The organism is Pseudomonas sp. JBR1, from assembly GCF_028198185.1.
GTDB classification, from domain to species: domain Bacteria; phylum Pseudomonadota; class Gammaproteobacteria; order Pseudomonadales; family Pseudomonadaceae; genus Chryseomonas; species Chryseomonas oryzihabitans_E.
The window spans coordinates 982,613-1,004,354 of sequence record NZ_CP116340.1 but is presented as its reverse complement, the minus strand read 5'-3'; the positions used below and the strand labels follow the sequence as shown (position 1 = coordinate 1,004,354).

Annotated in this window: 23 protein-coding genes; 7 read left to right on the top strand and 16 right to left on the bottom strand. The window is 65.2% G+C overall.

Going from position 1 to position 21,742, the window contains the following annotated elements:
* Window position 1: 1 nt before the first annotated feature.
* Window positions 2-607: a LysE family translocator gene (locus tag PJ259_RS04860; RefSeq protein ID WP_271654943.1), complete on the bottom strand. Its 606-nt coding sequence runs from the start codon at window positions 605-607 to the stop codon at window positions 2-4.
* A gap of 108 nt (window positions 608-715) precedes the next feature.
* Entirely contained in the window at window positions 716-1,177 is a 462-nt protein-coding gene (locus PJ259_RS04855) for a MarR family winged helix-turn-helix transcriptional regulator (protein WP_059314972.1), read from the bottom strand.
* Window positions 1,178-1,257: 80 nt separating this feature from the next.
* Between PJ259_RS04855 and PJ259_RS04850 the strand changes: the two genes are divergently transcribed.
* Together PJ259_RS04850 and PJ259_RS04845 are read left to right on the top strand one after the other, a co-directional pair.
* Complete coding sequence (locus PJ259_RS04850; protein WP_271654942.1) at window positions 1,258-2,427, top strand: aminotransferase-like domain-containing protein; 1,170 nt, start codon at window positions 1,258-1,260, stop codon at window positions 2,425-2,427.
* Between the two features lies 1 nt (window position 2,428).
* Window positions 2,429-3,028 (top strand): glutathione S-transferase family protein, encoded by a 600-nt coding sequence (locus PJ259_RS04845; RefSeq protein ID WP_271654941.1) that lies wholly within the window; start codon window positions 2,429-2,431, stop codon window positions 3,026-3,028.
* 45 nt (window positions 3,029-3,073) lie between these two features.
* Here PJ259_RS04845 and PJ259_RS04840 read toward each other — a convergent pair whose 3' ends face one another.
* From PJ259_RS04840 to PJ259_RS04830, 3 genes are all read right to left on the bottom strand, one after another.
* Window positions 3,074-3,496 (bottom strand): hypothetical protein, encoded by a 423-nt coding sequence (locus PJ259_RS04840; RefSeq protein WP_237140510.1) that lies wholly within the window; start codon window positions 3,494-3,496, stop codon window positions 3,074-3,076.
* 339 nt (window positions 3,497-3,835) lie between these two features.
* Window positions 3,836-4,735, bottom strand: coding sequence for a manganese catalase family protein (locus PJ259_RS04835; RefSeq protein ID WP_059314969.1), 900 nt, complete (start codon window positions 4,733-4,735; stop codon window positions 3,836-3,838).
* Between the two features lie 40 nt (window positions 4,736-4,775).
* A complete protein-coding gene (locus PJ259_RS04830; protein ID WP_271654940.1) occupies window positions 4,776-5,288 on the bottom strand; it encodes a ferritin-like domain-containing protein in 513 nt (170 codons plus the stop codon).
* A 350-nt stretch (window positions 5,289-5,638) separates the two neighbouring features.
* Between PJ259_RS04830 and PJ259_RS04825 the strand changes: the two genes are divergently transcribed.
* Window positions 5,639-8,512: a sensor domain-containing phosphodiesterase gene (locus tag PJ259_RS04825; RefSeq protein WP_271654939.1), complete on the top strand. Its 2,874-nt coding sequence runs from the start codon at window positions 5,639-5,641 to the stop codon at window positions 8,510-8,512.
* On the opposite strand, the gene rbsD is transcribed toward PJ259_RS04825, so the two are convergent.
* The 6 genes from rbsD to PJ259_RS04795 are packed head-to-tail and all read right to left on the bottom strand — an operon-like array spanning window position 8,509 to window position 14,329.
* Window positions 8,509-8,913 (bottom strand): D-ribose pyranase, encoded by a 405-nt coding sequence (gene rbsD, locus PJ259_RS04820; protein ID WP_271654938.1) that lies wholly within the window; start codon window positions 8,911-8,913, stop codon window positions 8,509-8,511. The two genes, PJ259_RS04825 and rbsD, sit on opposite strands and share 4 nt — an antisense overlap.
* Complete coding sequence (gene rbsK / locus PJ259_RS04815) at window positions 8,910-9,818, bottom strand: ribokinase (protein ID WP_271654937.1); 909 nt, start codon at window positions 9,816-9,818, stop codon at window positions 8,910-8,912. Before rbsK ends, rbsD begins: the two co-directional genes overlap by 4 nt.
* A complete protein-coding gene (locus PJ259_RS04810; RefSeq protein WP_271654936.1) occupies window positions 9,808-10,827 on the bottom strand; it encodes a LacI family DNA-binding transcriptional regulator in 1,020 nt (339 codons plus the stop codon). Before PJ259_RS04810 ends, rbsK begins: the two co-directional genes overlap by 11 nt.
* A complete protein-coding gene (locus PJ259_RS04805) occupies window positions 10,827-11,804 on the bottom strand; it encodes an ABC transporter permease (protein WP_059314964.1) in 978 nt (325 codons plus the stop codon). Before PJ259_RS04805 ends, PJ259_RS04810 begins: the two co-directional genes overlap by 1 nt.
* Entirely contained in the window at window positions 11,801-13,357 is a 1,557-nt protein-coding gene (locus tag PJ259_RS04800) for a sugar ABC transporter ATP-binding protein (RefSeq protein WP_271654935.1), read from the bottom strand. Before PJ259_RS04800 ends, PJ259_RS04805 begins: the two co-directional genes overlap by 4 nt.
* Before the next feature lie 15 nt (window positions 13,358-13,372).
* Window positions 13,373-14,329 (bottom strand): sugar ABC transporter substrate-binding protein, encoded by a 957-nt coding sequence (locus tag PJ259_RS04795; protein ID WP_271654934.1) that lies wholly within the window; start codon window positions 14,327-14,329, stop codon window positions 13,373-13,375.
* A gap of 207 nt (window positions 14,330-14,536) precedes the next feature.
* Between PJ259_RS04795 and PJ259_RS04790 the strand changes: the two genes are divergently transcribed.
* Entirely contained in the window at window positions 14,537-15,085 is a 549-nt protein-coding gene (locus tag PJ259_RS04790; protein ID WP_271654933.1) for an adenine phosphoribosyltransferase, read from the top strand.
* Window positions 15,086-15,488: 403 nt separating this feature from the next.
* Here PJ259_RS04790 and PJ259_RS04785 read toward each other — a convergent pair whose 3' ends face one another.
* From PJ259_RS04785 to pnuC, 5 genes are all read right to left on the bottom strand, one after another.
* Window positions 15,489-15,794, bottom strand: a complete 306-nt coding sequence (locus tag PJ259_RS04785) for a putative quinol monooxygenase (RefSeq protein WP_059314960.1) — start codon at window positions 15,792-15,794, stop codon at window positions 15,489-15,491.
* A 64-nt stretch (window positions 15,795-15,858) separates the two neighbouring features.
* Entirely contained in the window at window positions 15,859-16,407 is a 549-nt protein-coding gene (gene folE, locus PJ259_RS04780; RefSeq protein ID WP_059314959.1) for a GTP cyclohydrolase I FolE, read from the bottom strand.
* Between the two features lie 63 nt (window positions 16,408-16,470).
* The gene (locus PJ259_RS04775; RefSeq protein ID WP_059314958.1) at window positions 16,471-17,025 is read right to left on the bottom strand and encodes a Smr/MutS family protein; all 555 of its coding nucleotides are present in this window, start codon (window positions 17,023-17,025) and stop codon (window positions 16,471-16,473) included.
* Between the two features lie 37 nt (window positions 17,026-17,062).
* Complete coding sequence (locus tag PJ259_RS04770; RefSeq protein WP_271654932.1) at window positions 17,063-17,590, bottom strand: AAA family ATPase; 528 nt, start codon at window positions 17,588-17,590, stop codon at window positions 17,063-17,065.
* On the bottom strand, window positions 17,587-18,150 hold the full coding sequence (gene pnuC / locus PJ259_RS04765) for a nicotinamide riboside transporter PnuC (protein ID WP_271655826.1): 564 nt from the start codon (window positions 18,148-18,150) through the stop codon (window positions 17,587-17,589). The genes PJ259_RS04770 and pnuC overlap by 4 nt, the downstream gene beginning before the upstream one ends.
* Window positions 18,151-18,416: 266 nt before the next feature.
* Here pnuC and PJ259_RS04760 point away from each other — a divergent pair, with 266 nt between their 5' ends.
* From PJ259_RS04760 to PJ259_RS04750, 3 genes are all read left to right on the top strand, one after another.
* The gene (locus PJ259_RS04760) at window positions 18,417-19,253 is read left to right on the top strand and encodes an undecaprenyl-diphosphate phosphatase (protein WP_271654931.1); all 837 of its coding nucleotides are present in this window, start codon (window positions 18,417-18,419) and stop codon (window positions 19,251-19,253) included.
* Window positions 19,250-19,750 carry a DUF1294 domain-containing protein gene (locus tag PJ259_RS04755; protein ID WP_082696335.1) on the top strand — a complete coding sequence of 167 codons (501 nt, stop codon included), beginning with the start codon at window positions 19,250-19,252 and terminating at the stop codon, window positions 19,748-19,750. The genes PJ259_RS04760 and PJ259_RS04755 overlap by 4 nt, the downstream gene beginning before the upstream one ends.
* A gap of 74 nt (window positions 19,751-19,824) precedes the next feature.
* Window positions 19,825-21,621: a gamma-glutamyltransferase family protein gene (locus tag PJ259_RS04750; RefSeq protein WP_271654930.1), complete on the top strand. Its 1,797-nt coding sequence runs from the start codon at window positions 19,825-19,827 to the stop codon at window positions 21,619-21,621.
* The last annotated feature ends 121 nt before the right edge of the window (window positions 21,622-21,742 follow it).

Genomic DNA, 21,742 nt, shown 5'->3' with positions numbered 1-21,742 from the left:
CTCAGTGATGGCCGAACAGGATGGGGTAGAGGGACAGTACCAGCAGCAGCGCCATGCTCCAATTGAACAATCGCAGTCGCGCAGGACTGCTGAGCAGCCGCCGCAAGCCCATGCCGAACAGCGTCCAGAGGCTGACGCTGGGCAGGTTGATCAGGGCGAAGAGCAGGGCGACCAGCAACAGGTTGCCGGTGAAGTTCTCGGCCGGGATATAGGCGGTGACGGCGCCGATGGCCATGACCCAGGCCTTGGGATTCACCCACTGGAAGGCCGCGGCCTGAAAGAAGCCGAAGGGCTTGCCGCTGCCTGTCTCCCGTGGTGTGGGCGCTGACGCGGTGGCCAGTTTCCAGGCCAGATAGAGCAGGTAGGCGCCACCAATCACCCGCAAGGCGATCTGCAGGGGTGGATAGAGCACGAACAGCTGGCCCAGGCCCAGGCCGGTACAGATGACCAGCAGCATATGACCGAGGCTGATGCCGAACATGTGCGGCAGGGTACGCCGGAAGCCGAAGTTGACCCCTGAGGCCAGCAGCATCATGTTGTTGGGACCCGGCGTGGCGGAGGAGACAAAGGCGAAGAGCATGAAGGCAGAGAGCAGTTCGACGGTCATGGGGACATTCCTGGGCTTTGCGCCAGCTTAGCCAGGTGTCGACAGGCGGTATCCGTACACCAAGGCCGCGAACGACCGATACAGTTCTCCATGATCGATCAGGTGTTCTCAACTGTCCTGGCTAACAGCCGCGGTATCGTGATGGCCGGCCAAGGCCTGATTGAACGCCAGCCAACCCGCGGCGGCGTCCGGGCCGACTGCGCCCAGGGCCGCTTGCACCAGTCGCATCTGTTCCCGTCTCAGGGTCTGTTCCAGCGCCGCACCGCCACGGGTCAGCGACAGCCGCCGTTTACGCTTGTCCGCGGTATCCGTCTCCATGATCACGAGTTGCATCTCCAGCAACTGCCGCAGCGGGATGTTCAGCGCCTGCTTGCTGACGTTGAGCACCTCCAGCAGGGCCTTGTTGCTCAGCCCGGGTTCGCGGGCGATGAAGAACAGGATGCGCTGGTGCACTCGGCTCAGGCCGCGGCGGGCCAGCATGTCGTCGGCCTTGGCGGTGAAGGCCTGGTAGCCGAAGAAAAAGGTTTCCATGACCAGGCGCTGCTGGGTGGTCTGATTTAGGTCAAGCATATTGACTTGTCTTTCATGGGTGGATTAGGGTCGGTCAAGTAGTTTGACTCATTGCCAGGCCGCGGGCCACAGGAGGGCAGATGGCATTTTCCGAACGGGTGACCCGACTCAAGAGCAGCCTGATCCGTGACATCCTGGCGGCGGCACAGCGGTCGGAGGTGATGTCCTTCGCCGGTGGCCTGCCGGCTGAGTGTTGTCTGCCCACCGTGGACTGGAGTGGAATGCCACCCGGGCTTGGGCAGTACGGCATGAGCGAGGGTGAACCGGCGCTACGCGAGGCCATCGCCGCCCAGGCGCGTGCCTATGGACTGGACTGCACGGCGGAACAGGTGCTGGTGACCACGGGCTCACAGCAGGCGCTGGATCTGATCGCCAAGCTGTACCTCGACGTCGGCACCCCGGTACTGGTGGAAGGGCCTACCTACCTGGCGGCCCTGCAGAGCTTCCAGTTCTTTGGCGCCGAGTGCCTGGGTGTCAGCCTGACCTCCGAGGGGCTCGATCTGGAGGAGCTGCGTGAACGCCTGGAGCAGCAGCGGCCAGCGTTCGCCTATCTGATCCCGACCTTCCAGAATCCCTCCGGCGTGCGTTATTCCACGGCCAATCGCGCGGCGGTGGCGGCGCTGCTGGATGAATTCGCGGTGACCCTGGTCGAGGACGAGCCCTATCGCGAACTCAGCTACGACGGCGCACCGGCGCGGCCGCTGTGCGCTCAGCTCAAGCGCAGCGCCTGGATCCATACCGGCAGTCTGTCCAAGTCGCTGATGCCTGGTTTGCGGGTGGGCTATCTGATCGCCTCACCCGACCTGCTCCAGCCGCTAAGAGCCCTCAAGCAGGCCGCCGATCTGCATACCTGCCGCATGAGCCAATGGCAGGTGCTGCAGTGGCTGGGCAGCGAGCGTTATGAGCGGCACCTGGCCGAGTTGCGCGGTTTCTACCGCGAGCGCCGGGACGGTTTCGCCGCGGCTCTCACGCGACACTTCAGCGATATCGCCGACTGGGAGCTACCCCAGGGTGGCCTGTTTTTCTGGCTGCGACTGAAAACGCCACTGGATACCCGTACGCTGCTGGACAGGGCGCTGGCACAGGATGTCGCCTTCATGCCGGGTGAGCCCTTCTTCGCCGATCCGGATCGACACCCTGGTCTGCTACGACTCAATTTCAGTCATGTGCTGCCCGCGCGGCTGGATACCGGCCTGGCGCGCCTGGCCGGCGTGATTCGAAACGCCACCCCTACCAACAAGGAGCTGTGAGATGTATCAGGTCTATGGCGATCGTCGTTCCGGCAACTGCTACAAGGTGGTGCTGATGCTGCACCTGCTCGGACTGGACTATCACTGGCACGAGATCGATATCCTCGCCGGTGAAACCCAGCGCGAGACGTTCCTGGCAAAGAATCCCAACGGCAAGATTCCGGTACTGGAACTGGAAGACGGCACCTGCCTGTGGGAGTCCAACGCCATCCTCAATTTCCTGGCCGAAGGCACGACCTTTCTGCCCCGCGAGCCGCGGCTACGGACCCAGGTGCTGCAGTGGCAATTCTTCGAGCAGTACAGTCACGAGCCCTATGTGGCGGTGGCGCGATTCATCCAGCTCTACCAGGGAATGCCGGAGGAGCGTCGAGCCGAGCATCGACAGTGTCTGACGCGTGGTTACCGGGCGTTGGCAGTGATGGAGCAGCAGTTGCAGCGAACGCCTTTCCTGGTCGGCGAGTGCTACTCCATCGCCGATATCGCGCTCTATGCCTATACCCATGTGGCCGAGGAGGGCGGCTTTGCGCTGGACGATTTTCCGGCGATCAGCGCCTGGCTGGGCCGGGTCGCAGCGCAACCGGGCCATGTCGCCATTGGCTGAAATGAAAAAGGGGAGCAGTGCTCCCCTAGGCTGGCGCGCCTGGGTTCAGCGTGCGCTGACCACGAATTGCCAGTACTGGTTGAGCCGCCGCTCGCCACCGTTGGCGGTCAGCAGTACCGAGGACGGCGGCTTGGACTGCAGCGCCGGCAGGGATTTCATGAGGGTCAGCCAATTGCTGTAGTAGGTCTGCAGGCAGCGTCGTGCGGTACCGTTGTTTCGCAGGGAGGTCAGCGCCTTCTGGTAGGCGGGCTCGACCTGCGACAGGGCCTGGTCGACACAGCTGTCGGTATCGGAGAAACGTGCGGTGTCGCCGATGCGGGTACCGGCGATGACTGCCTTGTTCGCGCAACTCTTGAAGGCAAGCATGCTGGCCTGCTCGAACTGCAGGGCATCCTGGTCCATGGCGAAGGCGGGGGTACTGCATACGACGGCTGCAACGAAGGCTAAGGCGTAAGCGTGGCGTTTCATGGTGGCGTCCCTGGCTACGTCGAGATGACGTGATGGCATCAATGCACAGCGGCAGACTGCGCCGCGGGGCAAATGTTCAGCGCTAAAAGCGGCAAAACGCCATCAGGTGAATTCCACCAGACCGACGGTAGTGAGACCTATGAACAGGGCGGTCAGAGCGACCATGGCGAAGGCCAACAGATAATCTTCCATCAGGGGTTCCCTACTACGATGAGAGCGGTAGGACCGATGGCAAATGGCCAGGTTCGTGCGAAAGAGGGGGTAGGGCGAATTGGCCGACGGAAGGTCGTCAGCGCGGGGAGAAAGCGGCGACGCCATAAAGGCGTCGCCGCCTATACATCACTCGTCCAGGCGGTTCTTGTCGAGCTGCTTGGCCAGACCAGCGCCCAGATCGGCACCGGTTACCGGCGCGGCTTCGGGATCCGACATGGTCCGGGTCGCGAGCTGCTCCACCGCCTTGGCCTGCATAGGCGGCAGCTTGACGCTGGCCATGCCGTCGCCGCCATCCACGGCAGGTCCGGGCTGCTCCACGTATTCCCAATCCTGACCCTGGTTCCAGGGACCGCGCAGATCGCCTTCGCCTTGCGACATGTTGTAGTAGACGCTGGCGAACTCCGGACGCGGCGGCATCTTGCCCTGGGGGAAGTTGGGCTGGATGGAGTGCAGGGCATTCTCGAAGGATTTCTGGTGGGCGATCTCGCGCGTCATCAGAAAGCTCAGGGTGTCCTTGATGCCCGCATCGTCGGTGACGTTGATCAGGCGTTCGTAGACGATCTTGGCCCGCGCTTCGGCGGCGATGTTGGACCTCAGGTCGATGGTCGGTTCACCGATGGTGTCGATGTAGGCCGCGGTCCAGGGTACGCCAGCCGAATTGGTCAGGGCTGGACCACCCCCATAGAGGATCTGGGTAAGGTGGGAGTCGTTGCCAGCACCGGTCAGGGAGCGATACATGTCCGCTTCTTCCTGGGTCTTCTCGGCCAGGTCGCCCTTGGCGCCCTTGTTCAGCATGGCGATCATCGAGCCGATGATTTCCAGGTGGCTGAGCTCTTCGGTGGCGATGTCGAACAGCATGTCCTTACGGCCCGGGTCGAGCTCGGCTATCGCCTGGGTGAAGTAGCGCATGGCGGCGGCGAGTTCGCCTTGGGGACCGCCGAATTGTTCCAGCATCAGGTTGGCAAGGCCGGGATTGGGCTCGGACACGCGCACGGTATATTGCAGTCGCTTGTTATGGACGAACATGTAACCTCCAGGGGCTAGTCACGGGTAGAGCACGGGCGGTTCAGCGCTTCGCGGTCAAATCGGGGTCGGCGGAGCGTTCCAGGAAGGCTCGGGTGGTGACGGGCAGGTCGTCCAGCAACCAGGCCGCCATAGCCTTCTCTTGTTCGAGGATGCGTTCGCAGGCCTGCTGCGTTTCGGTGTCACCGATCTCTGCAGCGGCAGCGATCAATGTGGTGTAGGTGGCGATTTCGATGTTCTCGAAGACATAGCCGGCAATGGCGCCCTTGATGACCTCGTCGCTCATGGGCGCGCCACCGATGGCCTGGCCCAGCGCCATCAACTTGCCGCCCATGTCCTTGAGGGTAGAGGCGCTGCTGCCGAGGCGGATCAGGCAGCCTTCGAGCACCTGGCGTTGTTCCTGGGTTTCCTGGATGTGCTGCTCGATGCGCTGGCGCAGCTGCGGATAGTGCTCCAGTCGCGCGGACTGGGCGGAGAGCATTTTCTCGGCCTGTTCTTCCATGGCATGGGCGTCGCGCAGCCAGTCGATGAGATTGTCTTTTTTGGAAGCGGTCATGAAAAACTCCTGCTCTTGAAGAGAGGCGACAACGGGCTGGAAGGCCCCGCCAGATTGCGATCTGTCTGGTTATTAGTGGCTCCTCCCTAGTCATAGATTCGCTGCATGGTGGTCTTTCGGATCGATGGGGAGGCAGGCCGCTGTTTGTTCTACAAGCCCAGCGGCACTGGCGTATCTGGCAGGGCGCTTTATTAGACAAGGGGCTTTTCGCTGTACAAGTCCTGTCGCAGTTTTCTTGGTTTTAGTCATATCTTTGCCGTTCGCACCTCCAGGTAAACCGTTCACCTCTAACTTGCCGAGGCCACTGGCTTCTGTGTCAGGATTCGAAAAGTGCAAGGGAAGGAGTCAGCATGAAGGTGCCTGAGAAGCAGCAGCTGGACGCGCGCTTACCGGGGCTGCAACGTTCGCCAGAAGGAAGCTGGCCGGATCCGAATGCGCCTGGATTGGAGGTAGAGGAGATCATCGCGCAGTTGCGCATGGCTGCAGCGGCTGCCGACTGGGCCTGGTATCAGCGGCGGGGTAACTGGTCGCGGATGGCAATGGGCAGCGGCGCCAGCGACTGGCCACCGCTGCTCGATGACGATGAGCTGACCCAGCGATGCGCCGAGGTAGGGGTCAGTTGCCATCCGACGGGAAGTGGCCCGACGCCCCTGGGCTGGCTCCTTGCGCGCCCTGACGGTCATACCGATTTCGCCGCCCTGGCCCTCAGGTTCGGCTTCGTCCTGCAACGGCTACAACTGCAGCGCGCCCAGGCCGTTCAACAGGTGCTCTATGATATTACCTACCTGGCCAGTTCGACGGTGGATCGTCAGCTGTTCATGCGGCGCACCCATGAATTGCTGGTGACGCTGATCGACGCCGAGAACTTCTGCCTGGCGCTACAGGATGTCGACTCGGAGCAGATCCACTATCCCTATTATTTCGATCAGCGCGATGAAAGCCCGCCAGAGCCAGGCTCCTTCGAGCTCATGGACCGGGCGCGCCCCTCCCTGACGGCCTATGTGCTCATGCACGGGGTGCCCCTGCTGCTGCCCAAGGAGGCCATCGAAGCCGCTCAGGTACAGGGTCCCTACTATTGCCAGGGCTCGGTCCCCGAATTCTGGATGGGCATCCCGCTCAAGGATGGCACCGATCGCACCTTCGGCGTGCTCAGCCTGCAGGTCTATGACCGTGAGCGGCGCTACGGCAGCGAGGACCAGGCGCTGTTCCAGGTGATCGCGCGCGACGTGGCCATGGCCTTGGATCGCATCCTTCGGCGCGAGGATATGGAGGCCACGGTAGGGCAGCGCACCCAGGAACTGTCCGAGGTCAATGCCCGGCTGCGCGAACAGATCGCCGAACGCGAGCGCGCCGAGCAACTGCAGGCCGCCCTGTTTCGCATCGCCGAACTCTCCAGCGCCAGCACGGACATGCCCGAGTTGCTAGGCGGTCTGCACCAGGTGGTCGGTGAACTGCTCTATGCCCACAACTTCTACATCGCGCTCTACGACGACGCGTCGGGTGAGGTGAGCTTTCCCTATTTCGCCGACGAGCGCCGCGCCACGGCACCGATCGCCCGGCGTGGCAGCCGGGGTTACACGGAATACACCATCCGCCAGCGGCGGCCCTGTCTCATCGATCGGCAGAAGGCTCGCCTGCTGGTCGCCCAGGGGGAAATCACCCCGGTGCCGGGTACCTTCGAGGCCTGGTCCTGGCTGGGCATCCCGCTCTACGATGGCAAGCACGTTCGTGGGGTGCTGGCGGTACAGAGTTATCGCGAAGACGTCTACTACAGCCGACGCGATCAGGAGTTGTTGACGTTCGTGTCGCGCCATATCGACACCGCGCTGTCACGGCGCAGCGCCGCCGAGGCGATTCAGCAGTCCCGCCATGCCCTGGAAGTACGGGTGCAGGAACGGACCCGGGCGCTGGACGAGGCCAACGCCCGGCTGCTGTACGAGAACAATCACGACGCCCTGACGCGCCTGCCCAATCGCAGCTTCTTCCAGCAGCGCCTGAGCCTGCACTGGTCGGCCCTGGAGCGCGAGGGGACGGGCCTGGCGGTGATGTTTCTCGATCTGGATCGCTTCAAGAGGATCAACGATCAGTTCGGCCACCCCTTTGGCGATCTCCTGTTGATCGCAGCCGGCGAGCGCCTGTCCAGCTGCCTGAGGGACACCGATCTGCTGGCGCGGCTGGGCGGCGACGAGTTCGCCATTCTGGTGCCTGGCGGCGGTCTGGAACCGCCAGTGGCCATCGCCCAGCGCATCATCGAGGCCTTCGACCGTCCCCTGGTGTTCGACGACCACAGTCTGTTCGCCTCCTGCAGCATCGGCATCGTGGTTGCCGATCCTGCGCTGCATCGGCAGCCGGACGACCTGCTGCGCGATGCCGACACGGCCATGTACCGGGTGAAGCAGGGTGGGCGCGACAACTTCGCGGTGTTCAACCAGGAACTGCGCCAGGTGGTGTCCGACCAGGTGGTACGTGAGGGTGCACTGCGCAAGGCGCTAAAGAACGGCAACGAGCTGGAGCCGTTCTTCCAGCCCATCGTCGAGGTGGGGACCGGGCGGGTCGCGGCGCTGGAAGCCCTGATCCGCTGGCGTCAGCCTGACGGCAGCGTACTGGCCCCCGCGGCTTTCCTGACCGAGCTGGAGGGGCTGCGCCTGATCGGGCGCCTGGATACCTACATGCTGACGCGGATCGCCGCCATCCTGGCCGAGCCCGCCCAGGCGCACTGGCCGGTGGTGCACGTCAATTGCTCCAGCTACAGCATCGTGCGGCCGGAATTCGCCGACGAGGTGCTGGGCATCCTGGCGGCGCATGGCGTGGCACCTTCGCGCATCTGCCTGGAGTTGACCGAGGGCGCCCTGGTGGCCGAGCCTGAGCGGGCCAAGGCCACCATGGAGGCCCTCGACCGCCAGGGCGTCTCGGTGGTGCTGGATGATTTCGGCGCAGGTTTTTCGTCGCTGGGCTACGTCCACGAATACCGCTTTCGTGGCCTCAAGATCGACAAGTCCTTTGTCTTGCGCCTGGCGGAAAGCAATCGCAGTGTCGCCATCGTGCGCGCCATCGTGCGCATGGCCGAGTCCCTGGGGCTGGATGTGGTCGCCGAGGGTGTCGAGGACGCCCAAGCGCTGCAATTGCTCAAGGACATGGGCGCGCGCCATGCCCAGGGCTATCACTTCGCCCGGCCCCTGGAGCTGCTGGCAACCCGGCGTCTGTTGCTGCCCGCGGCAGGCTAGAAGGCCACGCCGGCGACCAGGATCAGGTTGGTATAGGGCTGGCATTCACCGGTGCGGATCTGGACCCGCGCCTGGCGACACAGGGTCTTCATCTCCGCATGGGAGACCAGGTGCCGAGTACCCAGGGCGCCCTCCGTGGTCAGGCGCTCCAGTTCAGCCAGCGCGGGCGGTTGGGCGGCGAGGGACTCCTCGGCGAGCAGATGGCTTTCCACCTGCATCTCGCTGAGCAGGGCGCGCAGGACGCTGAGGAAGTCGGGCACGCCAGGCGTGACGGCCAGATCCACCAACGGCGTACCGGGCGGCACGGGCATGCCGGCGTCACCGATGACCACCAGATCACCATGACCGAGACTGGCGACGGCCTGGGACAGGGCGATATTGAGCAAAGGCGTCTTTTTCACCGGGCGAGCTCCTGGCGAGTGGGGATGGAGGGCTGGGCGCCAGGACGGGTAACGGCGATGGCCGCTGCCTGCTGGCCCAGGGCGATGGCCTCATCGACACTCAGGCCTTCGGCGAGACCGGCCGCGAAGCCACCGAGAAAGGTGTCGCCGGCGGCGGTGGTATCCACCGCCTTGACCGGAGTGGCCGGGTGGTGACGGCAGCTTTCGGCGCTGACCTGCAGCAGGCCCTGGCCGCCCAGGGTCAGCAGCACCTGGCGGGCACCGGCGGCGACCAGCTGACGTGCAGCCGCTTCCGCCTGCTGCAGATCGTCCACCGGCAGGCCGGTGAGCAGGCTGGCCTCGCTTTCGTTGGGCACCAGATAGTCGATGTGGCGGTACCAGTCGGCTGGTAGCGGCCCCGTGGCAGGTGCCGGATTGAGGATCACCGTCTTGCCCAGGGCGTGAGCGCGGGCCAGGGCGTCGCCTACGGTGGCCAGCGGAACCTCCAGCTGGGCGATCACCAGTTTGGCCTGGTCGAGCAGCGTCGCCTGTTCCTCCAGGTGCGCGGCGGACAGCTCGCCGTTGCCGCCAGCGACGATGACAATGGCGTTCTGGCCCTGGTCGTCCACCAGAATCGAGGCGATGCCTGTAGGCACCTCGGCGGCCACCGACACGCCGCGGCAATCGATGCCTTCCTGGACCAGGCTGCGGGTGAGGAAGTCTCCATAGGGATCGGCGCCGACGCAGCCGATCATGGCGACCCGGGCGCCCAGGCGCGCAGCCGCGACCGCCTGGTTGGCGCCCTTGCCGCCAGGCGCCGTGGTGAAGTCATGGCCGGCGAGGGTCTCGCCGCCCTTGGGCAGGCGCGGGGCGCGCACCACCAGATCCATGTTGAGGCTGCCGATGACGATGACGTCAGGGTGCATGGGAGGTCTCCAGAGCAGGGGGCGCCGCGGTGGATTCGCGCAGCACCAGCCGGGGTACGGCGATGTCGTGGGTGGAAGGGCTGCCGACCGCCTCGCGTCGCGCCAGCAGCAACTGGGCCGCGCGCTCGCCGAGGTCGCGGATCGACTGGCCGATGGTGGTCAGGGCAGGGTAGAGATAGCGGCTGAGTTCGATGTCATCGAAGCCTACTACCGAGAGCTGGCCGGGTACGCTGAGCCCGTGTTCGGCGGCCGCGCGCAGCACGCCCAGGGCGATGGTGTCGTTGCCGGCGAAGATCGCGGTCGGACGCTCTTGCTGGGCCAGCAGCTCGCGCGCCGCGGCATGACCGGCGGCGGCGGTGAAGGGGCAGCGCCGGATGGTACCTGCTGGCACGCCCGCGTCCGCCAGGGCCTGCTGGTAGCCGGTAATACGCTCGCTGGCGACCGGAGAGTCGCCAGGGCCGCCAATGCAGGCGATGCGGCGGTGGCCGAGTTCCAGCAGATGGCGGGTGGCGAGCAGCCCGCCCTGGTGGTGATCGACGCGAATGTGCGCGGCCTGGACGCCTTCCAGTGGCCGGTCGGCCAGGACCAGGGGGATGCGCAGCCCGGCCAGGGCCCTGGCGAAGCGCGGATCGCCGTCCACGGTGGCGACCACCAGACCGTCGATCCGCCGCTCCTTGAGTACTCGTAGATAGCGCAGCTGCTTGTCCGCATCGTCATCGGAATTGCAGAGGATGACGCTGTAGCCCTGGCGCTCGCAGTGATCTTCGATACCGCGTGCCAGTTCGGCGAAATAGGGGTTCACCGCATTGGGCACCAGCACGCCAAAGGTGCCGGTGGCGCGGCTGCGCAGTGAGCGGGCCACGCCGCTGGGCACGTAGCCCAACTCGGCGATGGCCGCCTCGACCTTTTCCCGCACGCCCGGACTCACCGGGCGGCTGTTGTTCACCACATGGGAGACCGTGGTGTAGGAGATGCCGGCGCGCGCGGCGACATCCTTGATGGTCGCCATCAGCCCTGTCTCTTGGCGCGCTGGCTACGGTAGGTGTCGAGGATCACCGCGACGACGATGACCGCGCCGGTGATGATGCGCTTGGTCGGTTCGCTGGCGCCGATCTGGGCCAGGCCCGCAGCCAGCACCGAGATGATCAGCACGCCGAAGAAGGTGCTGATCACCGAGCCGCGACCGCCCATGAGGCTGGTCCCGCCGATCACCACGGCGGCGATCACCTGCAGTTCCAGGCCGACGCCGGCATTGGGGTCGGCGGCTTCCAGGCGCGAGATCTGGAACAGCGCGGCCAGGCCCGCCAGCAGGCCCATCAGGGCGAAGACGATGATCTTGTAGGGCTTGGGGTTGATCCCCGCGAGGCGGACCGCTTCCTCGTTGGTGCCGATGGCGATCAGGTAGCGGCCGAGCACCGAGCGGGTCAGCAGCAGCTGCGCGACCACGATCACCAGCAGCGCGATGACGAAGGACGGCGAGATGCCGAAGGCGACGGGCGTCGACAGCCAGGCATAGGCATCGCCGATATAGGCGGTGCGCGAATCGGTCAGCTGGTAGGCCACACCACGCGCCATCTCCAGTACGCCCAGGGAGACGATGAAGGACGGGATGCGCCAGGCGACGGTCACGCTGCCAGTGAGGGTGCCGGTCAGGGCCGCGCAGAGCATGCCCAGGGCGGCAGCCGGCAGGATGCCCCAGCCCCACTCCAGGGTGGCGACGCTGACCACGGCAGCGGCCAGGGCCACCACCGAGCCCACCGACAAGTCGATGCCGCCGATGATCAGGATGAAGGTCATCCCGGTGGCCAGCACCATGAGATCGGGGATCTGGTTGGCCAGGGTGGTGAAGGTCGCGTAGGACAGGAAGTGACTGCTCAACAGGGAGAACAGCACGATCATCGCCAGCAGCGCGGCGGCCAGGCCCACGTAGGTGCCGAGGCCCAGGCCGAAGGCACGGCGGGAGGAGGTGACGGGAAGACTGCTCATCGAATGGCTTCCTGAGAAAGAGGTTGCGGCGGGACAGGTTCTTCCAGCAGGGCTTCGCGCGAGCGATAGCCGGCGAAGGCGGCGGCCAGCAGCCGCTCCTGATCCCAGTCATGGCGTTCGAAGGTGGCTTCCAGGCGCCCGGCGGAGATCACGCCGATGCGATCGCAGATCAGCATCAGCTCGCGCAGGTCACTGGAGACCACCACCAGGGCCTTGCCCTGGCGGGTGAGTTCGGCCAGCAGGCCATAGATCTCGAATTTGGCACCGACGTCGATGCCGCGCGTGGGTTCGTCGAACAGCAGCACCTGGCAGTCGCGTTCGAGCCAACGCCCGATCACCACCTTCTGCTGGTTGCCGCCGGAGAGCTCGCCCACCGGCTGGGTGCCATCGTTGCAGCGGATGCGCAGGCTCTTGATATGGCGCTCGGCCAGAGCCGCCTCGCGGGCGCCGCTGACCACGCCCTGCCGGGCGACCTTGGCCATATTGCCGAGGGCGATATTGGCGCTGATCGGCTGGCTGAGGAGCAGCCCTTCGCCCTTGCGATCCTCGGTGATGAGGGCGATGCCCTGGCGCACCACCTTGGCTGGCGAGCCCAGGTCGACCGGCTTTCCGGCCAGGTGTACCGCGCCGGAATCGGCACGGTCGGCACCAAAGATCAGGCGCAGCAATTCGGTGCGACCGGCACCGATGAGCCCGGAGATACCGTAGATCTCGCCCGCGCGGACGCTGAAGGAGACGTCGCGCACCTTGTCCGCGCGATTCAGGCCCTGGACTTCCAGCAGCGGTGGCCCGAAGCGGCGCTCGCCCATGTCCAGGTGTTCGCCAAGATCGCGACCCACCATGAGGCTGACGATCTCGTCGATGCCGTAGTGCACCATGGGCGCATCGGCGACCAGGCGACCATCGCGCAGCACCACCAGTTGCTGGGCGATGCGCTTGAGTTCTTCCAGGCGATGGGAGATGTAGACCAGCGCCACGCCTCGGGCGCGCAGGCGCTCGATCTGCTCGAACAGCAGCTCCACCTCGCGGGAGGTGAGCATGGCGGTGGGCTCGTCGAGGATCAGCACCCGGCAATCGCCGATCAGGTTGCGGGCGATTTCCACCATCTGCTGGTGACCCACACCGAGCTCGGCGATCGGGGTGTCGGGATCGATGGACTCCAGACCGACCTGGGCCATGGCCAGCCGCGCCTGTTCGCGCAGCTGGCGTCGGTCGATCCAGCCCAAACGGCGGGGCAGGCGGTCGAGGAAGAGATTTTCCGCAACGGTGAGGGTGGGCAGCAGATTGAGCTCCTGCATGACCATCCGCACACCCTGGGCTTCCGCCTCGCGGCGACTACCCGGTGCATAGGGGCGGCCGAGGAAGCTCAGCTCACCGGTGGTGGGCTGCACCAGGCCACAGAGGATCTTGGACAGGGTGCTCTTGCCGGCGCCGTTTTCCCCGGTGAGCGCCAGCACCTGGCCGGCGCGCAATTCCAGGTCCACGCCGCCGAGTACCGGCTGGGCATAGGTCTTGCCGATGCCGCGGGCGCTGAGGATGACCTCGGACGACATGGGGTTCTCCTCGGATCAGGGCTGGGTGACGAGTTCGACCGGCGTCTCGATCACCCCGTCCTTGGCACCGGTGGGCTCGCCCTTGACCAGCTTGAGCGCGGCTTCGATACCGAACACGGCCTGTTTGGCGGCGTACTGGTCGGCGGTGGCGAGGATGCGGCCGTCCTTGAGCATCGGCTTGATGGCCTTGATGTTGTCGTAGCCGACCACCTGCACCTGGCCTTTCTTGCCAGCGGCGCGCACGGCGGAAACGGCACCCAGCGCCATGCTGTCGTTGCCCGCCAGCAGGGCCTTCAGGTCCGGGTATTCGTTGAGCATGGCCGCGGCGACAGCGTTGCCCTTGTCGATCTCCCAGTTGCCGGACTGCACGCCGACGATCTTCATGCCGGCCGCTTCCATGGCGTCCTTGAAGCCCGCGGTGCGCTGCTGGGCGTTGGTGGTGGTGGAGACGCCCTCGATGATGCCGACCTGGTCACCCTGCTTGAGCTGCTTGGCCAGGTATTCGCCCACCAGGCGTGCGCCCTTGCGGTTGTCGGGGCCGACGAAGGGAATGTCCAGGGCCTTGGACTTGAGCACCTCGGGATCCAGGCGGTTGTCGATGTTGACCACCTTGATACCGGCGTCGCTGGCTTTCTTCAGCACCGGAACCAGGGCCTTGGAGTCGGCCGGCGCGATGACCAGGGCATCGACCTTGGAGACGATCATCTGCTCGACGATGCGGATCTGGCTGGAGGTATCGGTCTCGTCCTTGATCCCGTTGGAGATCAGGTCGAAGTCCGTGGAATGCGCTTTCTGGTAGGTCTTGGCGCCGTCTTCCATGGTCAGGAAGAATTCGTTGGCGAGGGACTTCATGACCAGCGCGACCTTGGGCTTTTCGGCGGCCGTGGCATGACTGGCGGTGAGCGGCAGGATCAGCGAAGCGGAGGTGAGAGCGATAGCCGCCAGCAGGCGGGCAGGGCGAAAGGCCAGCATAGGGGATCTCCGAATTCTTATGGTTCTTGTGGTCGCGCAAACGTTTGCGCGGAAAGGAGAATGTCCGCTTCGTTGGTAGCTGTCAACGGAGGTCACTACATGAATCGATTCAGCTTCCAAGGACGGCTGGTTGGCCCTGGCTGGGCAGGCCCCGGTATACTGTGCAATCGTGTTCAACCAGGCGCCCGACGCCCGAGAGTCTCTGCCATGTCCTTTTCCGAATCCGCCCTGAAATCCCTCATCCGCGCCGTGCCCGATTTTCCCAAGCCGGGGGTGATCTTTCGGGACATCACGCCGCTGTTCCAGTCGCCCGAAGGCCTGCGTGCCGTCATGGAGGCACTGCTGGAACGCTATCGCTCGGCGTCCTTCAGTCACGTCGGGGCGCTGGATGCGCGCGGATTCCTCATCGGCCCGATCCTGGCCTATGAGCTGGGCAAGCCACTGGTGCTGTTTCGCAAGCAGGGCAAACTGCCGGCGGAGCTGCTGACCGAGGTCTACAGCACCGAATACGGCGACTCGGTGATCGAGGTGCATAAGGACAGCGTCGGTGCCGGTGATTCGGTGCTCCTGGTGGACGACCTCATCGCCACTGGCGGCACCCTGGTCGCCGCTGGCAACCTGATCAAGCGCCTGGGCGCCGAGGTCCATGAAGCCGCCGCCATCGTCGACCTGCCTGAGCTAGGTGGCTCCAGGCGCCTGGAAGCGGCAGGCATTCCCACTTTCGCCCTGACGAGCTTTGCGCTGTCCGAGTATTGAGTTGCAGTTGATCGCGACTATCGCGGTCCGCACTGCTGTGCCTTTGCTCTCGTTTATCGCGGCCATGGGCCGCTCCTACAGGTACACCGAACAAATGTAGGAGCGGCCCATGGCCGCGATTGCGTCCAGCCCGTAGCGTGGAAAACCGCGTAGCGTTTTCCACCTGATGCCGATGCCCGTTCGTGGACAAGGCTGCGCCGTTGTCCACCCTACGACGGTGGTACCTTTTCGGGACCGGCCGCGTCTGCAGATCGCAATGGCCGTAAAAGGTCAATCAAGTCGTAGGTTGGGCTGAGCCCAGCAAAGCCCAACAGCTCCTGCCTTGGCGCCGGCCCCGTTGGGCTTCGACGATGGAGCCGTCTCGGCCCAACCTACGCTTTATCGCAAGCCTGGCAGTCTCTCGTCAAAGCTCAGCCGTAGGCTTTTTGGGCTCCAGCGGATACAGATCCACCTCGTCCGCCAGCTTGGGCAACTCGTCCAGAAAGGCGAGGGTATGCGGCTGGTTGAAGTGATCGTCCTGGGCGGCGACCGAGGCCCAGCGGGCCTGGATCACCCAGAGATCGCGGTCTTCACCGCCCTGGAATACCCGGTAGTCCAGGCATCCCGCATCCGTCACGGCCAGGGTGGCCAGATCCAGCAGATGGGCGCCCAGCGCCAGAGAGCGTTCGGGCTGCGCCCTGAGCAGGGTAAGGCTATGGACGTCCGGCATGGTGTGGGAGTCTCCTGCAGGATCGAGGTTTCGACCCTTCAGGATAGCGGACGTCGCAGCGGTCTCAGCGATTGATCAGGCCGAGGAATTCCGCGCGGGTGGCATCGTTGGCGCGGAACTGGCCGAGCATCACCGAGGTGACCATGGACGAGTTCTGCTTCTCCACGCCGCGCATCATCATGCACATGTGTTGTGCCTCGATCACCACGGCGACACCTGCCGCGCCGGTGACCTGCTCGATGGCCTCGGCGATCTGCCGGGTCATGTTTTCCTGAATCTGCAGGCGGCGGGCGAACATGTCGACCACTCGTGCGACCTTGGACAGGCCCAGTACCTTGCCCTTGGGCATGTAGGCGACATGGGCCTTGCCGATGAAGGGCAGCATGTGGTGCTCGCACAGGGAATACAGCTCGATGTTCTTCACCAGCACCATCTCGCTGTTGTCCGAGGTGAAGAGGGCGTCGCCCACCACTTCTTCCAGCGTCTGGTTGTAGCCGCGGCAGAGATACTGCATGGCCTTGGCCGCCCGCTTGGGCGTGTCCACCAGCCCCTCCCGGCTGATGTCTTCGCCGAGTCCGGTCAGGATCGAGGAGTAGTGCTGTTCGAGAGACATTTGGGTTCCTGTTTGTCGATAAGGAAGAGAGCGCTCGGATGAGACGTCACCCGAGTCACAGGATCACTCGTCGCGACCTTCTAGCATGGTGCGCTTGAGCAAGACATAAAGCGAGCCGGTCCCGCCATGGCGTGGCAGGCAGGACGTGAAACCCAGCACCTGGGGGTGCTGGCGCAGCCAGGTGTTGACGTGACTCTTGATCAGCGGCCGGCGGCCATCCGTGCGCGCGGCCTTGCCGTGGGTGACCCGCACGCAACGGATTTCCAGGCGGGTCGCCTCGGCGAGAAAGTCCCATAGGGTTTCGCGCGCCTTCTCCACGGTCATGCCGTGCAGGTCCAGGCTGCCTTCGAAGGGGATCTGCCCCCCTTTGAGGCGGCGCAACTGGCTGTCCTGCAGTCCGTCACGGCCCCAGTAGAGTTCGTCCTCGGCGCCCACGTCGATGACGAAGGCATCGCTCAGGCCGTCGACCCGGATCGCGGTCGTGGTTCTGGTCGCATCGGCGCGGCGCTGGGCGACCTGGCCGAGGTCGGCGCGTGGCTTGCCGGTGTCGGCGCGATCCTGCTTGAGCGGACGGATCCCGCGGGTGAAGTCAGCGAAAGAGGCATCGTCGTCGTGCATGGCGTTCTCCGGTACAGGGCGTCATTCTACCGGCGGGTCAGGACTCGTGCAGCAATCGGCTAACCGCGGCCAGCGCGGCCTGTTGCCGCTCGGCCCAATCGCCGGAGATTTCCAGGACCGGCTGGCGATGCGCCCGCAGCCAGTCCCGGCAGTGGGCAAAGAATGCCAGGCGCTCGGCGAGATCCGGCTGGCAGCGCTGCCCATCGTCCTGCCAGGCCACATCGCGGGGATCGAGCAGCAGGTGCAGGTCGTAGCGGCGGGCCAGCAGCGCGGGTTCCAGCCAGGCAGGCGCGTCGCCGAACAGCAGGCGACTCCACAGCAGGTTGCTGAGCAGATGGGTGTCGAGCAGCAGCAGGGCCGGCGCGGCGGCCCGCGCCTGGTCTTCGCGGCGCAATTGCTCGTGGGCGATGACTTCCACGTCCGCCAGGGTGGTGTCGGTGCCGTGCCGCTCGCAGTATTCCCGGACGTACTCGTCGACCCGGACACCGCCGAATCGCTCGGCGAGGACCGTCGTCAGCCAGGATTTGCCACTCGATTCGGGGCCGGTCAGCACCACGACCTTCATCGAGGGCTCGCCAGGGCGCGGCGCCAGTCGAGCCAGCCGTAGGCGGCCAGGGCGACAAAGACCGCATAGAGAAGCGCGGTGGGGTAGAGGCCCTTGTAATAGAAGAGGCCCACATAGATGACGTCCAGCACGAACCACAGCATCCAGCACTGCAGCCGCTTCTGCGCCATCCAGAATTGGGCGACCAGGCTGAAGCCGGTGAGCGCCGCGTCCAGCCAGGGCAGGGCGGCGTCGGTGTGGGTGCCCATGAGATAGCCGAGCGCAAGGCTACCCAGCGCACCCGCCAGGAGGCCGGCCAGCAACGGCTTGGCGGTGAGCGAGCTGACCACCCGACCCTGATGTTGCTGGCCGCCACGCAGCCACTGCCACCAGCCGTAGAGCTGCAGCACCGCATAGATGCACTGCAGCAGCATGTCGGAATAGAGTTTGACGTTGTAGAAGATCCAGACGTAGAGCACCACCATCACCAGGCCTATGGGCCAGGCCCAGATGTTCTGGCGGACCGTCAGCCAGACGGCGATCACCCCGAGAACGGCGGCCAGCAGCTCCACGGGCGACATGCCCAGCAGGGTGGTGAGTGACTCCAGAAACGACATGCTTCACATCCGGAAAGATTCAATTCGTCATTGTACGGCACCTAATGGCCGTCTATCGGTCTCTTCAACCGGTCTCGCTCTGGTAAGGTGCCGGGCGGCCGCTACAGCATGAGCTGTCCTGGGTACCGCGAAGGGCCACGCCCTGCGGAGCGTCACGGTTCGAACCCCGTTGCCGCCGGCGTCTTCGGACCCGGCTACCTGCAAATGTTTCACTTGGATGGAGTAATACCATGGACCTATGGAGTGCCTTGCAGGCGCTGATTTTGGGGATCGTCGAGGGCATCACCGAATTCCTGCCGGTTTCCAGTACCGGCCACCAGATCGTGGTGGCTGACCTGATCGGCTTTCGCGGCGATACCGTCATCGCCTTCAACATCGTGATTCAGCTGGCGGCCATCCTGGCCGTGGTCTGGGAGTACCGCTTCAAGGTCTTCGAGATCGTCACCGACCTGCCGCGCAAATCCTATGCGCAGCGGTTCACCGGCAACCTGATCGTGGCCTTCCTGCCGGCGGCGGTGCTGGGTGTGATCCTGGGCGACCTGATCCACGAGTACCTGTTCAACCCCATCACCGTGGCCTTCGCACTGGTGATCGGCGGCGTGATCATGATCTGGGCGGAAAAGCGCAAGCACCGCATCCGCGTGGAAGAAGTGGACGACATGCGCTGGCACGACGCCCTCAAGGTCGGTTTCGCCCAGTGCCTGGCGATGATTCCGGGCACCTCCCGTTCCGGCTCGACCATCATCGGCGGCCTGTTGTTCGGCCTGTCGCGCAAGGCTGCCACCGAGTTCTCCTTCTTTCTGGCCATGCCCACCATGGTCGGCGCGACGGTCTATTCGGTCTACAAGTACCGCCACATGTTCGTCCCTAGCGACGCCATGATCTTCGCGGTTGGTTTCGTCACCTCCTTCATCTTCGCCATGCTGGCGGTGAAGGCGCTGCTGAAGTTCATCGGCAATCACAGCTACGTGGTCTTCGGCTGGTACCGTATCGTCTTCGGACTGCTGATTCTGGCCACCTGGCAGTTCGGTTGGATCGACTGGCATGCGGCCAAGGCGGCCGGGTGAAACCCGAGAAGGAACAGCAGAGCCGGCGCAAGCCGGCTCGTGCATCTGCGCAGTCCGCTACGCCCAAGACCGCCAAGCGGGCGTCCGCACCGACGCCCTATCAACAGCGCGCGGCCATCGCCCGTCAGGACATGCTGGCGCTGCTGCAGATCGCGGTCTTCATCCTGCCCCTGGTCGGCATGCTGTCCCTGGCCTTTGGTCGCGGCGTGCTCTGGCCACTGCCGCTATACCTGATCGCCAGCATCGTTACCTACCTGCTCTACAAGCATGACAAGCAACGCGCCCGCGACAAGGGCTGGCGGGTGCCGGAGCGGGTCCTGCACCTGGGCGAGCTACTCGGCGGCTGGCCGGGCGCCCTGATCGCCCAGCAGCGGTTTCGCCACAAGACGGTCAAGTTGAGTTTTCGCCTGGTGTTCTTCGCCATCGTCGCCTTGCATCAGTTGCTGTGGCTGGATGTGCTCTGCGGCGGCTTTCTGCACCGTCACCTGCCGCTCTGAGGTCAGGCAAGCGGCACCGATGCAGGTGATGGGCTAGGCTTGCGGGCGAATGCCGCCCGTTGCCCAGGAGCCCCATGTTGCGAACCCCTCGAACGATCCTCACGCCACTGTTCTTGTCCCTGATCCTGGCCGCCTGTAGCCAGAGTCGCGAAATCCCCTTGCCCATGGCCCCCGAGGCCGGTTCTGGTTACCGGACTGGGCTGACGGCCAGTGAAGCCACCCGGCAGATGGCGGCAGCGGCCAATCCCCTCGCCGCCGAGGCGGGGCGCGAGATCCTGCGCCGAGGTGGTTCGGCCATCGATGCCGCCATCGCCATGCAGGCGGTTCTGACCCTGGTCGAGCCCCAGTCCTCGGGTATCGGCGGCGGTGCTTTCCTGCTCTATTGGGACGGTCACCGGGTCCAGGCCTACGACGGTCGCGAGACGGCGCCCGCAGGCGCCACGGAAAATCTCTTCCTGCACGCGGATGGCAGCCCCATGGCCTTCGAAGAGGCCCGCATCGGTGGTCGTTCGGTGGGCGTACCGGGGGTATTGCGCGCCCTGGAGCTCGCCCACCGCGACCATGGCAAGCTGGCTTGGCAAAGCCTGTTCGAGCCGGCCATCCGCCTGGCGCGGGAAGGCTTTCCACTGTCGCCACGGTTGCACAACCAGCTCCTCCACGATCCCTTCCTTAGGCAATCGCCCGGCATGGCCGCGCTCTATCTGGATGCCCAAGGCCAGGTGAAGCCGGTGGGAACCCGCCTGCGCAACCCCGAGCTGGCCGATACCCTGGCGCTGATTGCCAAGGAGGGTGCGGCCGCACTCTATCGCGGCGACCTGGCCAAAGCCATCGCCACAGCGGTGCAGGGGAGTCCCAATCCCGGTAGCCTGAGCCTCAAGGACCTTGCCGGTTATCGCGCCAAGGTCCGCACGCCGCTGTGCACCGACTACCAACGCTGGCGCGTCTGCGGCATGCCGCCGCCGGCCGGTGGCATCACCGTGGCCCAGACGCTCGGCATTCTCCAGGCGCTGAAGGCGCGCGACCCGGCCTGGGCCCTGGCTCCCTTGCGCCCGGTGCCAACCGCGCTGCCGGCGGCGCAGGAGCCCAGACCAGAAGCCGTGCACCTGATCAGTGAGGCCGAACGCCTGGCCTATGCCGATCGCGCCCAATACGTGGCGGACCCGGATCTGGTGCCGGTCAACGTCAGCGGCCTGCTCGATTCAGGGTATCTGGCCAGTCGCGCTCAGCAGGTAGGCGAGCGCAGCCTGGGCAAGGCCGTCCCGGGTACGCCGCCGGGGCCGACCCTGGCCTGGGCGCCGGATCGTTCACCGCTGCGCATCTCCACCTCCCAGGTGGTCGCTGCGGATGCCTGGGGTGGCGCGCTGTCCATGACGACCACGGTAGAGAGTTACTTCGGCTCCCACCTGATGGTGAAGGGCTTCATGCTCAACAACCAGTTGACGGACTTTTCCTTCGTGCCCCGCGAGAAGGGTTTGCCAGTGGCCAATCGGGTCGAACCGGGCAAGCGCCCGCGCTCGACCATGTCGCCCACCCTGGTGTTCGATCGCCAGAGCGGCGACCTGGTAGCGGCTCTGGGGTCGCCGGGTGGCTCGCAGATCGCCGGCTATGTGGTGAAGACACTGGTTGGTCTGCTGGACTGGCAGCTGGATCCCCAATCGGCGGCGGGCCTGCCGAATTTCGGCAGCCGTAACGGCCCCACCGAGCTGGAGCGCGGCGAGACCACGCCGGCCTTGCGCCAGGCGCTGGAGCAGCGTGGGCATCAGGTGCGCGAAGACGAGATGACCAGTGGCATCCAGGTCATTCGCCGGGTGGGATCAGGATGGCAGGGTGGCGCCGATCCGCGGCGCGAGGGCGCGGCACTGGGGGATTAGGTCGCGGGTCGTCGGGGCAGGGGAGGATCCTCACCCAGTCCTCTCCCAGGGGGAGAGGAAGCCACTAGGGCGCTGGAGCAGGCTCGCGGGGAAAGGAGGCGCCGGACCGCTTCCGGTTCGG

What these genes read in the sequence shown, in the direction of transcription:
- PJ259_RS04860 (WP_271654943.1), bottom strand. Translation starts at nt 607, where the DNA reads ATGACCGTCGAACTGCTCTCTGCCTTCATGCTCTTCGCCTTTGTCTCC.
- PJ259_RS04855 (WP_059314972.1), bottom strand. Translation starts at nt 1,177, where the DNA reads ATGCTTGACCTAAATCAGACCACCCAGCAGCGCCTGGTCATGGAAACC.
- PJ259_RS04850 (WP_271654942.1), top strand. Translation starts at nt 1,258, where the DNA reads ATGGCATTTTCCGAACGGGTGACCCGACTCAAGAGCAGCCTGATCCGT.
- PJ259_RS04845 (WP_271654941.1), top strand. Translation starts at nt 2,429, where the DNA reads ATGTATCAGGTCTATGGCGATCGTCGTTCCGGCAACTGCTACAAGGTG.
- PJ259_RS04840 (WP_237140510.1), bottom strand. Translation starts at nt 3,496, where the DNA reads ATGAAACGCCACGCTTACGCCTTAGCCTTCGTTGCAGCCGTCGTATGC.
- PJ259_RS04835 (WP_059314969.1), bottom strand. Translation starts at nt 4,735, where the DNA reads ATGTTCGTCCATAACAAGCGACTGCAATATACCGTGCGCGTGTCCGAG.
- PJ259_RS04830 (WP_271654940.1), bottom strand. Translation starts at nt 5,288, where the DNA reads ATGACCGCTTCCAAAAAAGACAATCTCATCGACTGGCTGCGCGACGCC.
- PJ259_RS04825 (WP_271654939.1), top strand. Translation starts at nt 5,639, where the DNA reads ATGAAGGTGCCTGAGAAGCAGCAGCTGGACGCGCGCTTACCGGGGCTG.
- rbsK (WP_271654937.1), bottom strand. Translation starts at nt 9,818, where the DNA reads ATGCACCCTGACGTCATCGTCATCGGCAGCCTCAACATGGATCTGGTG.
- PJ259_RS04810 (WP_271654936.1), bottom strand. Translation starts at nt 10,827, where the DNA reads ATGGCGACCATCAAGGATGTCGCCGCGCGCGCCGGCATCTCCTACACC.
- PJ259_RS04805 (WP_059314964.1), bottom strand. Translation starts at nt 11,804, where the DNA reads ATGAGCAGTCTTCCCGTCACCTCCTCCCGCCGTGCCTTCGGCCTGGGC.
- PJ259_RS04800 (WP_271654935.1), bottom strand. Translation starts at nt 13,357, where the DNA reads ATGTCGTCCGAGGTCATCCTCAGCGCCCGCGGCATCGGCAAGACCTAT.
- PJ259_RS04795 (WP_271654934.1), bottom strand. Translation starts at nt 14,329, where the DNA reads ATGCTGGCCTTTCGCCCTGCCCGCCTGCTGGCGGCTATCGCTCTCACC.
- PJ259_RS04790 (WP_271654933.1), top strand. Translation starts at nt 14,537, where the DNA reads ATGTCCTTTTCCGAATCCGCCCTGAAATCCCTCATCCGCGCCGTGCCC.
- PJ259_RS04785 (WP_059314960.1), bottom strand. Translation starts at nt 15,794, where the DNA reads ATGCCGGACGTCCATAGCCTTACCCTGCTCAGGGCGCAGCCCGAACGC.
- folE (WP_059314959.1), bottom strand. Translation starts at nt 16,407, where the DNA reads ATGTCTCTCGAACAGCACTACTCCTCGATCCTGACCGGACTCGGCGAA.
- PJ259_RS04775 (WP_059314958.1), bottom strand. Translation starts at nt 17,025, where the DNA reads ATGCACGACGACGATGCCTCTTTCGCTGACTTCACCCGCGGGATCCGT.
- PJ259_RS04770 (WP_271654932.1), bottom strand. Translation starts at nt 17,590, where the DNA reads ATGAAGGTCGTGGTGCTGACCGGCCCCGAATCGAGTGGCAAATCCTGG.
- pnuC (WP_271655826.1), bottom strand. Translation starts at nt 18,150, where the DNA reads ATGTCGCCCGTGGAGCTGCTGGCCGCCGTTCTCGGGGTGATCGCCGTC.
- PJ259_RS04760 (WP_271654931.1), top strand. Translation starts at nt 18,417, where the DNA reads ATGGACCTATGGAGTGCCTTGCAGGCGCTGATTTTGGGGATCGTCGAG.
- PJ259_RS04750 (WP_271654930.1), top strand. Translation starts at nt 19,825, where the DNA reads ATGTTGCGAACCCCTCGAACGATCCTCACGCCACTGTTCTTGTCCCTG.